Here is a 13647-nt window from a genome sequence, read left to right on the forward strand (position 1 = left end):
AAATCAGGCAATATCCCTGAATATATGGATTATTGCACTGATCTTTTGGAAAGTTTTAATGAGAAAGTTGTATTACAATTCTATCAGAATGGTTTTAATCTCATAAGGCCTTACTTCAAATGTTAAGTCTTCGGCCCCCTTCTTTTCTCCAATCGGGCGCTCTCTTAAATCTGCTTCTACAAAGGATTTAAATCGGAATCCCAACTTCATATTAACAGTCTGTCTTGATCCTGCAAATTCATGGAAACGAATCACAATATACTTGCCGTCTTCTGACTTTTTAACTGCATCCACTTCAATCTGATCATTATCTAAACTTAAGAAGCTTTCAGTTTCCAGTTTAAGCTGTCCCTTAACCACCTTCATAGGCTCATTTAAAAGAAAGGCTTCCTGTACTGTTTTTCCTTCAATAAAATCACCACCATGGGGCAAAAGTGCATACGTAAAGATGTGTTCGCCCTGATCCTGTAAATGATCCGGATGAGTCGCAGCTTTAATAAGGCTGATCCTCATAATATTATCTTTAATGTCATGACCATATTTGCAATCATTTAATAAACTTACTCCATAATTTCTCTCTGACAAATCTGCAAAGCGATGTGCCACTGTTTCAAATCTTGCCTGATCCCAGCTGGTATTCCAATGATTTGGCCGTCTTACATTGCCATACTGAATATCATAGGTAGCATAGGTTGAACGTACATCCACCGGGAATGCAGCTTTAAGCAGCTGGTGAGTTTCATGATAATCTACTTTTGTTTCAAAATCAATGCGCCTGCTTCTGGAATAAAGAATCATATCCTGCGCAATACATGAGTTCATATATTTCCATTCCATATGCACTACCATACGCAGATTGCCCTGTTCCGTAACTTTAAATTCAACAAGTTCCGTTACCTCACGCATCTTCTGCTGATAGAAGATATCAATATCCCATGCATCATTTCCTAAAGGTTTATCTTCAAACATCTGTAAGACATTTGCTCTTTCTCCTACAGGAAGTACTTCACGTTCAAAAATCTTATCATATAAACCTTCAATCTGTCCAAATTCATTTAAAGAAATATTATAAAATGGTGTCTCAATATTTCTTTCCTCTATTCTGAAGCATGAATTTGTTTCATTCACTTTTCCTGGTTCAAATTCAATGGTTACCCCACCCATGGAGGGTACATTGTTCAAAAACACATAAGAGCCATCCTTTTCCTGTTGTGTTTCAAGGATATCACCCTGTTCATTTTTATAGATTCCTGCCTCTGTATTGGGGATTTTGACTATACCGCTCATGGTCCATGCTGAACTGTTTAATACACTATATTTGTTATCTTCGTTCACAGCCGCATAATCCAGGAAATCCTTCTCTACTTCTATTCCAATCTTTTCGATATACTCATAATCTTTTTTGGAATCTTCGTATACCTCATGAATAGAAGAACCCGGAATAATATCATGGAACTGATTGGTAAGAATGTGTTTCCAGCCTTTTGTCAGATCTTCCTGTCTTGCATTTTGCAAAGAGCCGGTAAGTATTCCCTTCATTACAGCCATCCACTCTGCTCTTCGGTAAAGAAGCTCCATCTTTCGATTCATCCGCTTATTGTGTCCATGACTGGTATAAGTACCTCTATGATATTCCAGATAAAGTTCTCCATCCCAGGTATTCACAAACTGTTCTGAATTTCCAACTGTTTCTTTCAGATTTCTAAAGTACTCTTTTGCTGTAGCAGTTTTCAGATTAGGCAGCCCCGGAATTTTGTCAATGCATCTTCTTTGCTCCAGGTTATCCCTGTTAACACCGCCGCCTCCATCACCAAATCCATAAGATATGAGAAGTTCTTTATTCATTTCCTTTTCACTGTAGGCTTCCCAGGTACCTTTTACTGTCTTAGGGGTTAGTTTTCCGTTATAGGTATAGAACCAGGATCCCGGTTCACTCCATGGATCCGGTGTGGTAATAAAATGAGTTATGACTTCACTGCCATCAATTCCTTTCCACTTAAAGGTATCATGAGGCATACGGTTATATTGATTCCAGCTAATCTTCGTTGTCATAAAGGTATCAATGCCGGATTTTTTAAGAATCTGTGGCAATGCCCAGGAATATCCAAATACATCCGGAAGCCATAAATATTCTACATCTTTACCAAATTCATCTTTAATGAATTTACTTCCAATTAATATCTGTCTGGTAAGGGATTCTCCGCTGGTTAAATTGCAATCTGCTTCTACCCACATACCCCCATCGCATTCCCATCTGCCTTCGTCTATCTTTTTCTTTATCTCACTATAAATCTCCGGGAAATCTTCTTTGATATACTCATAAAGCTGGGGCTGTGTCTGTAAGAATATATATTCCGGATACAGTTCCATAAGCCTTAAAACCGTTGAAAAAGAGCGGGATGCTTTTTCTCTGGTATGCTTTAGTCTCCATAACCAGGCAACATCAATATGTGTATGACCAACACACTTTATATTAACTTCCGAATGTTTCTCCATAGCCTCCACTTTATTATTTAAAACTTCATTAGCCTGATGCACGGAATTATAGAATTCCTCACTTCCCGGATATGACCAATCAATGCACCAGCAGGCAGCATCCAATGCATTCCTTAAGTCATACTTAACCGGATTACCATCCTCCAGGTTTTTTAATGTATCCACAATCATAATTCCCATATAGTAGAAATTATCCACTGCTTCGTCAAGCCAGGCTAAATCTGCACGATTTATGCAATGTTCCTGGGGTTTAGGCACTCCGCCGCCTTCCAGACCGGACCATAGGCGAAAAGTCAGACTGACACCGGTACCTGCAAGTTCTGGTTTTATAAATACTTCCTTATGGTTAACGTCAACACCCTGATATGGCATACCATTTATGTAACACATTGACTCAAATCCCGAATTATTCCCGGCTCCCGTATTACCATAATCAAATACACCTACAACCCGTTTATTTTTCCACTCTTCTGGTATTATAACATCCTTGTGCATCCATAGATACAAATCTCTTCCGGTCCATTTATCACCCACACATATCCTATCCCAATTATCAAAATTATCAGGTACTTTCGGATTAACTGCACCTTGGGTATCTTCTTTTACCAGAAACTCTTTTAGAGGTTGTACCTCACGATATCTATACTCAGCCAGTTCCTGAATACGGCTTTCTAATTTTCTTTCTGTCAAAAACATATCTTATATCTCCTTTTTTATACTTATATCGATTATAAAACCTCTAAAAAAGCCTTGGAATAACCTTTGACGGATGAACTTTTGCAAGGTTTTTTAGTAAGGTTTCAATGAGAGATTCGTATTACATATGGTGTATCCGCAGTACTCCAGAGCAAGCTCGCAAAATAATGCATTGGCCCATGAAAACCATTCTCTTGTATATTCCTTTGGATTATCCGGATGAAAACTCTCGTGCATAAATCCGGTATCTCCATCCGTCTCCACCATTTTTTTAAGAATACTTAACTTTTTGTTTTTATCCTTTGTTGTAAGTCCCTCCATTGCAAGTGAAATATGCCATATGTAACCCACAGGTGTATGATTGCTTCCAATTCCTGCTGCTTTACTTCCCACATAATAATAGGGATTTGCTCCACTTAAGATGAGTCTTCTGGTATTATCTGCAACTTCTTTTCTTTCCGGTTTATATCCCAAATACTCCATAGACAGCAGACTTGGAACATTGGCATCGTCCATTAGATTAAATTGGCCAAAACCGTCTGCTTCATATGCATATACATCTCCATAACCTTCTTTTGTTGTAATTCCAAATGTTTCAATACCAGCCTTGATTTCTCTTTTTAATTCTTTCGCCTCTTGCATTAATGCAGTATCCTTATAAATCACTTCTGCAATTTCTTCTATATATCCAAGAATAACTACTGCAAACATATTAGAGGGAATTAGATAGCCATATGTGCAGGCATCGTCACTTGGCCGGAATCCGGACCAAGTTAAACCAATATCCGGTTTAACCAATGCCCCTTTTCCATCTCTTGAAAGAGTATCTGTAAAGTATGTATTCTTCCGTACAAAATGATATTCTGAGTTTTCCTCATGATTTTGTTCTATACGAAATACTTGTATAATTTTTTCAAGTGCCTGTTTCAGTGAATAATCAAAAAACTCCGTCCGTTTTGTTACCTTCCAGAAAAAATACATCAATTGAACCGGATAACATAAAGAATCTATTTCATATTTACGTTCCCATACCCAGTCATTTCTTAAGGTTTCATCCTGTTCCCAGCAGGCACCATTGGCTTCCTTGTTAAATGCATTTGCATAAGGGTCAATATGGATACAGGCTACCTGTCTTTTTATCAATCCCTCTATTATGTCCGCCATTTCCTCATTACCTGCTGCCAGAATAAGGTATGGACGCATCTGGGCAGTTGAATCCCTAAGCCACATTGCCGGTATATCTCCGGTTATTACATATGTTGTTCCATCTTCCAGCCTTTCCACCGTTTTTTGTATGGTATTGCGATAACATGTATCAAATACTTCTGCTATTTCCCGGTGACTGCTTAACTTCTCTTTCACCTCCCGGATAAGTGATTCCAGGGATTCTTCTACCCGCTGCTTCATAAATACCTTTTACTCCTTACTTATTACTTATTAATTCCATATACTTCTACTTCATATATTCTTGCTGCTGTATCGCCGCCCTGTGTAGGTTTTACTATAACCAGGCGTACATATCTGGCATCAACAGCTTTAAATGTATCCATTGTCATGCCTGCTTTATTCTTTGTTATATTTACAATCTCAGTAAATTCATTGCCATCAGTACTTACTTCAAATTTATATTTCTGTGTATTCATATCCGGGCTTTCATTTCCTTTTTCAGCATGAGCGATTGCTACCTGGCTGATAGTTTTTACTTCGCCCAGATCAATAGTAAGTGTATGAGGAGGATTTCCGGTAGCACACCATTTTTTAGAGTAATCTCCGTCAACAGCAAATTGAGGCGCTTCATTTTCATTTACATAAGCGGAGGCTTCTGTGTTCTGATTTAATGCCAGATTCACAAGACCGTCTTTCGCCTTGTTATTTACAGTTATGAAACCTTCTATTTCCTTTTTATCTTCACCTTTGGCATTTTTAGCAGTCAATGATACTTTGTAGGTACCTTCTTTCTGATAAACAACAGTAGGAGAAGCCTCTTCACTGGTTGTTACATCAGCACCTTCAAATTCCCATAAAAGTCCTTCTGTATTCTGGGTACTTGTACTTTCAAAAGTTACAGAACCACCCTCAGGAATCAATGTAGTGGATGCTGTAAAGTCTGCTCTTGGTATACTGTTATCTTTCCATTCTATTGAAGTTGTGGCACCTTTACCCCGAACACCTTCCTGATTCACTGCGACCACTTCAAATGTAGTAGTTAAGGATTCACCGCTTCTATCAAGACGGTCAATATAGATGCAGGCGTTCGTTGTAACTGCTAATAAAGATTTACTGTTATCCTGGTTTATTCTGTATATTTCATAGTTCTTAACATGTTCAGTTCCTGGTAGTTCATAGGATAGGCGAACACCGGCATACATATTTTCTTCATCAAAAACGCATCCATCTGCGTCTACCTTAGCAGATGTTACATCCGTTGTTTCCAAAGGTCCATTTAAAATTGACAGATTTCCTAAGAATAATTCATAACCGGAAGCTTTCTCTTTTGCTGCAATGGAAACAGAAATGTTACGTACTGTTTTTCCTGCTAATTTTGAAACATCAAAACCTACTACCGTCCAGTCAGTAGATACTGCTTTATCCCCGTTCACAACTTTAGTTGAACCATCCTCCATTGTTAATACCAGATTGGCAGTTGTTTTATGGGAAGCCTTTAATGCCATGGAAACTGTCATGGATTTCTCAATAGCTAAATCCGATGCAAATAATTTTATATCTGTTTTCTTATTGGCGTCCATATTACCATAGAAACGGAAGGAATTTCCGCCATAATATGCATTTGCATAATCTGTATAAACCTTTAAATCATTATTACCTTCTGAATCCATGATCCAGCGGTAGGTTGGCATTACATCCGCCATACTGCGGTTATTCCAGTCACGGTTTGAAACTTTTTCACCATTGATAAAGAAACTGTATCCATTACCCATGCTGAAATTAGTTACAAAAGGTGCTTTTTTAACAACACTGCGTTCAACTATATATGTAGAAATACCTTTCCATGTACTTCCGCTTACCTTTGTATCAATGGCAGGGTTACCATGCTCATTAACCCACAAACGGCTTTCATTTTTATCATATCCATCTATAGTTTCAGCTGCAAAATAAGACCAGCTTGGACAATACAGCCCCAATGATGTATAGGTGGCAGATGTAGAGCTGTTCTCAAAATTCTTCCACTCTATCGGTGTCATAACTCCGTTTGCCTGAACATCAACTCCTGCATATAATTCATAGGGATCAATTCCAAGCTGTTCTGCTCTTTCTCTGGAATTTTTAAGTTCACTGCTTCCCCACCAGAAGTTAAGGAACATGCTGTCTGCAACTTTATTCTTCTCAGAATCGATCATAAAGTAATCATTTTCCTGTGTCAGTGCATTCTGCCAGTTCATTTCTCCATCTTTTGTCATGGAATCATACCATACAATATGGAAGCCTTCCGGAGCTTTTTCTTTGCATTGTTTTATAAACTCCTGCATCAGTACTGCATGATTCTTTGTTAAGGAATCCTGTGTTTCCTGGTTGATAAACCATCCATCGAAACCATATTTATCTGCAACTTCTATTAGTTTATCCGCCATTGGGAAATTACCGGCGGTATCTTTCCTAAGAAAATCATCTAGCCATTCTATTTTTCCACCATGTTCAAGCATTGGAAAAAATACTGTTCCAAGAACCGGAACACCGTTTTTATGGGCCGCATCCGTTACATCCGGACTTGGCGGTACAATAATCCCTTCTCCTGCAGATCCTCCCCAATAAACCAACGTATCTACATATTGCCAGTAAGAAAAGGTATTGGCTGAAAATTTGCTTTTTCCATGAGGTGAATTTCCGCTTGTACTGCTGTTCATAATAGAAATAGCCATAACCTTTGTGTCCTTATTCTGAGTGGTATTAATTGTACTTAACTTATCTTTTTCCACACGTTCCTGTAAGGGTACCGTGCTTACATTATAGGCAAAATCAGGATCTTCATCCGAATTCCATGTCAAAAGTTCCGCCGGAAACCAGAATGAAGATATGGGTGAATTGGGTAATTCAATTTCTTGATTTGCTTCTTCTGTGAGGGTATAGCTGATTTTGTCACTGACCGCACTTTTACTGTCGTCTTTCCCTTTGCATCCTGCCATACCCAGGGCCAATGCGCAAGTCATAACGACAGCAATTATTCTTGTTTTTGCTTTTAAAATTTTTTTCATTTTAAATCCCCCTTTGTTATTGTAATTTTAGTGTAACAAAAGCGAATTGATCCCGATAGTGAAAAAATCTTAGATATACTGTAAAAAAAATATTTTTAGCTTTCTTATAAAGCCTTATTCCTAATTATTCACATTAGGAGCTGCAGAATGATTTTTAAGCATCACAGCCTTGTGACCTCAAAAGGGCCGCCCTTTTAGGACGGCCCCTTGAATAGCAGGCTGCTATTCCGTTATTCTCAAACGCTCAACGACTGTTTGCTGTGCCATCTTCTTATAGCACAGCAAAGGTATAAGAACCGTAATCACAATTAGGGGAATTACGCAAAGGACAACAGGGAGTAATGTAAAATTCCATGTAAAATAGCTTAATTCAGCCCCCATCATCCGTACCACTGTCACGCTGGCAATGATTGAAAGAACTAGCGAACAGAATAGCCCCAGCAATGAGTAACCAATCCCCTCAAAAATCAACATTTCCTTTACCTGCCCCCCGGTCATGCCCACAGATTGCAACATGGCAATTTCTTTGTGCCGGGAAAGAATCGAGGTTTTCATAGAGTTTATGAAATTCAAAATGCCAATCAGAGCAAGGAGTGCACAAAGTGCACCACCTACAAGACGGAACATATCTATCATGGTCTGAAATATCTGCCGCAGGGTAACTTTTGAATAGTAGTCCAGACTGCTGTCCGTGTTGGTAGTATAATTTTTCAGCCAGTTTTCCGTAGGAATGATGTGTTCATCGTCTACATTAAAAACAGTTTTCATCGGCAGATAGTCTGCAGAGTCAATATCCTTCAGAAACTCCCCGGAGGGCAATACAAATTCCACACCCATATCAAGATTCAAAGGAGTGGATAAAGCACTGGGTATAGTTACAACAGCGAGGACATTATAAGTCTTGCTCATCCCATTCCCACAGATGATTGTAACCTGATCTCCCGGATGGTATAGTGACAGCGTACCGTCACCTACCATCCGCATGGGAGTAACATAGATACCTTTACCCGCCTGCCATTGTTCGGTGTCCAAACTCCCCTCAATCACTTGCAAATATTCGGCAGGCCATTCATCCAGACCGTAGAGGTTTACACCATGTTCCTTTCGTATCAAATAATTACCGTACTCAACAGCCTCGGACTGTTCCGAAAGCTCTTTTAACTTTTCCAGTGATACATCATCAAGAGGCTGTGGGGCAGCCTGTAAATAAATGTTCCCTATGTTTTCCAATCCCGCCAGACTTTCAGCCTGATCGGTAAAATCCTTATTTACATTTGCTGTATTAAACGGACTATTGCTGTTGATAATGGATGCATCAGCAACCGTAAAGTCAGTGAGACTGAAATCGGACACAAACTTATCAAAATCAAAAGAATTGATATAGGTATATACGCTGTTGAGCAACACGATACTCAATGCAAAGGAAAGTGTAACAATTACAACTTTTTTCTTATTGCGCCCAAGATTTTCTTTTGCCATCATGGTAGTGCTGATATGCCTGCTGCGCTTATGTTTCTTCTTGCCTGACGGCTGTTCCACATAGCGCAGGGCTTCAATGGGTGAAACCTTTGCTGCCATTTTTGCAGGCTTTCTGCAGCTTATAAATACGGTTATCAGTGCAAATACAACCGCTGTAAGAAAGATAAGAGGGTTTACGGTAGTTACTACCCGCATATCTTCACCCAGCATTCCTATAATGGACGGAAGTAATACCCGGCCCACAGGCCAGCCCAAAGCCAGACCGAGGGGAATACCGATTAAAGACAGCCGTATTGCCTTTTTGTATACAATTTTACGAATTTGCTTTGCTGTTGTCCCCAGGGTTTTCAGCATACCATAAAAACGTATGTCCTGTGCAATGGAGATATAAAACACATTATAAATCAACAGGTAGCCAGCTATAAAGATTACAAAAACACCTGCCAGTACCGGGAGTATGGTTGATAAATTTATTTCCGCAGTGCTATATGCTGTGTTAATGTTCACCCTGTCACTTAAACCGCTCTGTTCTGTAATTTTTTCTGCCTGTTTTTCAATATTCCATGGGGAAGGAAGCATAAAAACACAGTCGATATACCCGGTAGATTCTGTTACCGTATTATCCGATGTACCGCGAACAGCAGGAGCCACTTTTTCGGTGTAGGGTTCAGAAAGCAGGATGGTTTGCCGATATGCCACAGAATCCCCCTCCCAAATGCCACATAGCGTAAAAGTGTCTGTTATAGTATCTGTATCGGTGGTATAGGTCAATTCAAACTGTGTACCGACCTCTGCCGGAATACCCATAGCTGCCAGCACAATCCTGCTGGTAGCAAGTTCGTTTTCTTCTTTCGGTAATCGTCCCTCATCAGGATAGTTAAATGTCCACTTTGCATAATTTGTATCAGCCCATCGTACTTCTGTGGGTGTCTTGTTGAAGTAATCCCCAACAGCATATCCAAATATGACAGAGCGTCCTGCTTCTTTGATTCTATTATCTGAACTCAGTGCCTCATATTCATCCAATGTAATGTGCTTAATACCCCCATGGGCAGATGTACCAATTGTCCGCATGTTACTGTCCTGCATGGATGTCTGTAAACTGACAGCAATTGTAAACAGGCTGGTAAACAATAGAGTTGAGAGCATGATGGCCATAATTGCGATATAGTTTTTTTGAGATTTCAGGGAGCGTTTTGTTAACTTGTTCAATGCCCCATTGTTGTTGTTTCCAAACAGAATATCATTCACGGTTCCCACCCCCTTGTGGGCGAACCCGGCCATCCTCAATTCGGATAATGCGGTGGGCAAGCTGGGCAATTTCATTATTGTGCGTAATCATTACAATGGTTTGATTGAATTTCTGACTGGTCCTTTTAAGCAGCCCTAAAACATCACTGCTTGTTCGGCTGTCCAGATTACCCGTCGGCTCGTCGGCCAGGATAATTGCAGGTTTTGATACTAATGCCCGGGCAATCGCCACACGTTGTTGCTGACCACCGGAAAGATTGTTCGGCATACTGTTAAGCTTATCTTGCAACGCAAGCATATGCACCACTTCACTCATAAATGCTTTATCCACAGTATCACCGTCCAACTCTACCGGCAGGACGATATTCTCATACACATTGAGAACGGGAACCAGATTATAGTTTTGGAACACAAAGCCGATATTGCGCCTGCGGAAAATAGTAAGCTGTTCGTCTTTCATGTGGGAAAGCTCTTTCTCTTTTACTTTAACGCTTCCGGAAGTTGGCACATCCAGACCGCCCATCATATTAAGCAACGTGGATTTTCCGCTGCCGGAAGTCCCAACAATGGCAACAAATTCTCCCTGTTCAATAGAAAGCGTCACGCCGTCCAGCGCCTTTGTAATGTTAGGTCTGACACCGTAATACTTTTTCAGATCAATTGTTTGTAAAATACTCATAGTAAACACCATCCTTTCGTATTGGTGACACCATTGTAAAAAGCAAACCTCACAGAAATGTCACGAACGTTCCGCCCTATACCCCCTGAAATGTCACGATCCTGTGATATTTCAAAAAAGCCTTATTCCTGGGGTAACAGCACAGAAAAGGTAGCGCCCTGCCCAACCTCCGAAGATACTTTGATGTAGCCTCCTTGCATGGTAATGATCTCGCGGGTCAGATATAAACCGATACCAATTCCCTCAATATCGTGAACATCTTCTTCACGATAAAACCGCTTAAAAATTGCTCCCTGGTGCTGTTCTGGAATACCTTTTCCACTGTCGGTTATATCGATTCTAAAATACATTCCCCAATTTTTGGCTGCTACATGGATAGTTCCATTCTTCGGCGTATATTTCACAGCATTGTCCAAAATGTTAAACAGGGCTTCACCCGTCCATTTACGGTCATGGGACACTTCCAAATTTTCCGAACACTCTATGCGGACTTCAATATGTTTCTTTTCCGCATTAAGCAAGATACCGCCCAATGCTGCTGCGAGGGTATCATAAATTGGCTGTCGTCGTTTCTCTAATGAGATAACTCCTGTTTCAAGCCTCGATGTTTTAATCATGGTCTGCATGAGAAAATCCAGCTTGTCAAGCTGGTTCCCCATGGCACACAAAAATTCCTGCTGCTTTTCCTGAGGAACGGGCTGCTCTAGCAGGGTAGCATCTATCATTTTCAAGTTGGCAATCGGGGTTTTTACCTGATGGGAAATATCTGAAATAAGCTCTTGCAGGTCAGCACGTTCTTTGGCAATACTTCGCCGGTTTTCCCGCATGACCTCATATAGACGCACCAGCCTATGATTGATTTTGTAAAATAGACTTTCTTCCTCAATAACCTGTGGCGGTTCAATTTCTTCTGTCAGCATATCATCCAACAACTTGCACATAGTATCGGAGAATGCAGTGAGCTTCCGGCGTATAAGGGCAACAAAAACCATCACGCAGGAAACTACAAGTAGGATATACAGCAGACCGCATAAAATCACCGTCATATTTTCTGTCAGACAGAACAGTACCCCAAGCAGTAACAGGGAAACTGTTGCAAGAAAAATTCCAGCCACGGCGCATGCTTTATTGATGGAGAGTTTTTCGACTGTCATTTGCTGTTCCTCCAATCCACATATAACCCATGCCGTATACTGTTTTGATGTATTGCAATCCATTTTCTTCAATTTTATTGCGAATCCGGCTGATGGCAGCGGTTAAGGCGTGTTCATCCACAAAATTACCCTCCGCATCCCACAGTTTCTCCAAAAGCACTTGGCGGGTTAAAACGATTTGTGAGTTTTTTGTCAGCACCTTTAACAGACGATACTCCAATGGAGTAAAAGAAATCGTCTGTCCTGTAAGTGTAGCCGTCATTTCAGAAAAATTGATAAGCAGGGTTCCATCATTGTAACAATCGCCGCCAGTTTGTTTTTGAATACGGGCCAGCAGCGCAGAAACCTTTTTACGGAATACACTAATGGGAAATGGCTTTGTCACATAATCATCTGCACCCAATTCAAATCCCCGAAGCATATCGCTTTCCATATCGTTTGCGGTAAGGAAAATTACTGCGGTATCCGGGCGGCGCTCCTTGATTTCACGGCAGAAGTCAAAACCGCTTCCATCTGGTAAATTGATGTCCAGAACGATTAGATCATAATCCCCGGCTTCACATAATTTCATTGCCGCCGCTTTTGTCATGGCCCCATCCACCACATAACCTGTGGTGGTAAGGTTATAACAAAGTGTGTTATTCAAAAGGCGGTCATCCTCAACCACTAATAATTTCATGTAATCACTCCTTTTTTCTTTTTAGAATACCAGTTAAATGTCATCGAAATCTCACAGACAGAAACTTTATTCTTTTATTATGGAACACTTTCTACAGGCTACAGTCTTTGTACCCATAGCAGGGATGATGATAGGCTGGCAACGGTAACAGAGCAGGGACATTGTTATAAAAAACAATATCCCTGCTCTCTATTATAATGAACCCCATTGTCCGTTGTTGTCTGTAAAGTTACATCTACACTCAACTCTGATACAATTGCAAAGTAAGTGGGTAGAACCATTCGATTTTCGACAATATTACTTTTGAGCTATTATTATTGTAGTATTTCCCTCCCGCCAAATCATTTTCACATTCTGAAACCCAGCTTTTAAAAACAGATCAATTTGATTAGAAATCGTACATGGAGTATCATAATGATAAAACTCCCCATCCTTAATACCGTTTTCATTACGCAGTCTCTTATTTTCATTAAAATAAAAGTCTTCCTCCTCCTGCTTTTCTACCATATAATCGCATTCTATGTATTGGCCGCCCTCTTTTAAAGCAGTCAGAATCTTTGAATACAATTTAATTTTATCCTCATGTGAAAAATGATGCATTGTTTGAAAAGAAACTACTGCATTGTATTTACAAGCTCCAAAATCATAATCAAAATAACTTTCATTTATTAATACCATATTCTTATCCGGATATTTTTGTTTTAATTGATCAAGCATTGCCTTTGTCAGATCCACACCAGTCACATGAATGGAAGGAAATCTTTTAAATATCTCATCCAGTTCTAATCCAGTGCCACAGCCTAAATCCAGTAATTGACTAACACCTTGAGGCAGTAATTCCGCCATCCTGATATAACCTTCTTTACACCCTTCCACATCATTAAGCATATGGTCATCATATCCGTTCACACGGGCGGTGAAAAAATCACTCATTTTCTCTATCTTCATATGTTCCCATTTCCCCTATTTCTCATCATATTTAGTAATCTCTATCATGTCTTG

At 40.0% G+C, this 13647-nt stretch carries 8 protein-coding genes; all 8 read right to left on the reverse strand.

All coding sequences use genetic code 11. The annotated features are described in order from the left end of the window. Positions 1-72: 72 nt before the first annotated feature. Positions 73-3192, reverse strand: a complete 3120-nt coding sequence (locus tag RT261_RS01765; protein ID WP_313128587.1) for an alpha-mannosidase — start codon at positions 3190-3192, stop codon at positions 73-75. Between the two features lie 93 nt (positions 3193-3285). Next, the gene (locus RT261_RS01770) at positions 3286-4599 is read right to left on the reverse strand and encodes a glycoside hydrolase family 125 protein (RefSeq protein ID WP_313128590.1); all 1314 of its coding nucleotides are present in this window, start codon (positions 4597-4599) and stop codon (positions 3286-3288) included. Between the two features lie 23 nt (positions 4600-4622). Then, positions 4623-7403, reverse strand: a complete 2781-nt coding sequence (locus RT261_RS01775; RefSeq protein WP_313128591.1) for an endo-beta-N-acetylglucosaminidase — start codon at positions 7401-7403, stop codon at positions 4623-4625. 222 nt (positions 7404-7625) lie between these two features. Then, on the reverse strand, positions 7626-10133 hold the full coding sequence (locus tag RT261_RS01780; RefSeq protein WP_313128596.1) for an ABC transporter permease: 2508 nt from the start codon (positions 10131-10133) through the stop codon (positions 7626-7628). Further along, the gene (locus RT261_RS01785; protein WP_313128598.1) at positions 10126-10812 is read right to left on the reverse strand and encodes an ABC transporter ATP-binding protein; all 687 of its coding nucleotides are present in this window, start codon (positions 10810-10812) and stop codon (positions 10126-10128) included. Before RT261_RS01785 ends, RT261_RS01780 begins: the two co-directional genes overlap by 8 nt. 122 nt (positions 10813-10934) lie before the next feature. After that, on the reverse strand, positions 10935-11966 hold the full coding sequence (locus RT261_RS01790) for a sensor histidine kinase (RefSeq protein WP_313128601.1): 1032 nt from the start codon (positions 11964-11966) through the stop codon (positions 10935-10937). Beyond that, positions 11938-12645 carry a response regulator transcription factor gene (locus tag RT261_RS01795; RefSeq protein ID WP_313128605.1) on the reverse strand — a complete coding sequence of 236 codons (708 nt, stop codon included), beginning with the start codon at positions 12643-12645 and terminating at the stop codon, positions 11938-11940. The genes RT261_RS01790 and RT261_RS01795 overlap by 29 nt, the downstream gene beginning before the upstream one ends. Positions 12646-12942: 297 nt before the next feature. Continuing rightward, complete coding sequence (locus RT261_RS01800) at positions 12943-13593, reverse strand: class I SAM-dependent methyltransferase (RefSeq protein WP_313128607.1); 651 nt, start codon at positions 13591-13593, stop codon at positions 12943-12945. Between the last annotated feature and the right edge of the window lie 54 nt (positions 13594-13647).

This window comes from Anaerocolumna sp., assembly GCF_032079385.1.
GTDB lineage: Bacteria > Bacillota > Clostridia > Lachnospirales > Lachnospiraceae > Anaerocolumna.

What these genes read in the sequence shown, in the direction of transcription:
- RT261_RS01765 (WP_313128587.1), bottom strand. Translation starts at nt 3,192, where the DNA reads ATGTTTTTGACAGAAAGAAAATTAGAAAGCCGTATTCAGGAACTGGCT.
- RT261_RS01795 (WP_313128605.1), bottom strand. Translation starts at nt 12,645, where the DNA reads ATGAAATTATTAGTGGTTGAGGATGACCGCCTTTTGAATAACACACTT.
- RT261_RS01790 (WP_313128601.1), bottom strand. Translation starts at nt 11,966, where the DNA reads ATGACAGTCGAAAAACTCTCCATCAATAAAGCATGCGCCGTGGCTGGA.
- RT261_RS01775 (WP_313128591.1), bottom strand. Translation starts at nt 7,403, where the DNA reads ATGAAAAAAATTTTAAAAGCAAAAACAAGAATAATTGCTGTCGTTATG.
- RT261_RS01770 (WP_313128590.1), bottom strand. Translation starts at nt 4,599, where the DNA reads ATGAAGCAGCGGGTAGAAGAATCCCTGGAATCACTTATCCGGGAGGTG.
- RT261_RS01785 (WP_313128598.1), bottom strand. Translation starts at nt 10,812, where the DNA reads ATGAGTATTTTACAAACAATTGATCTGAAAAAGTATTACGGTGTCAGA.
- RT261_RS01800 (WP_313128607.1), bottom strand. Translation starts at nt 13,593, where the DNA reads ATGAAGATAGAGAAAATGAGTGATTTTTTCACCGCCCGTGTGAACGGA.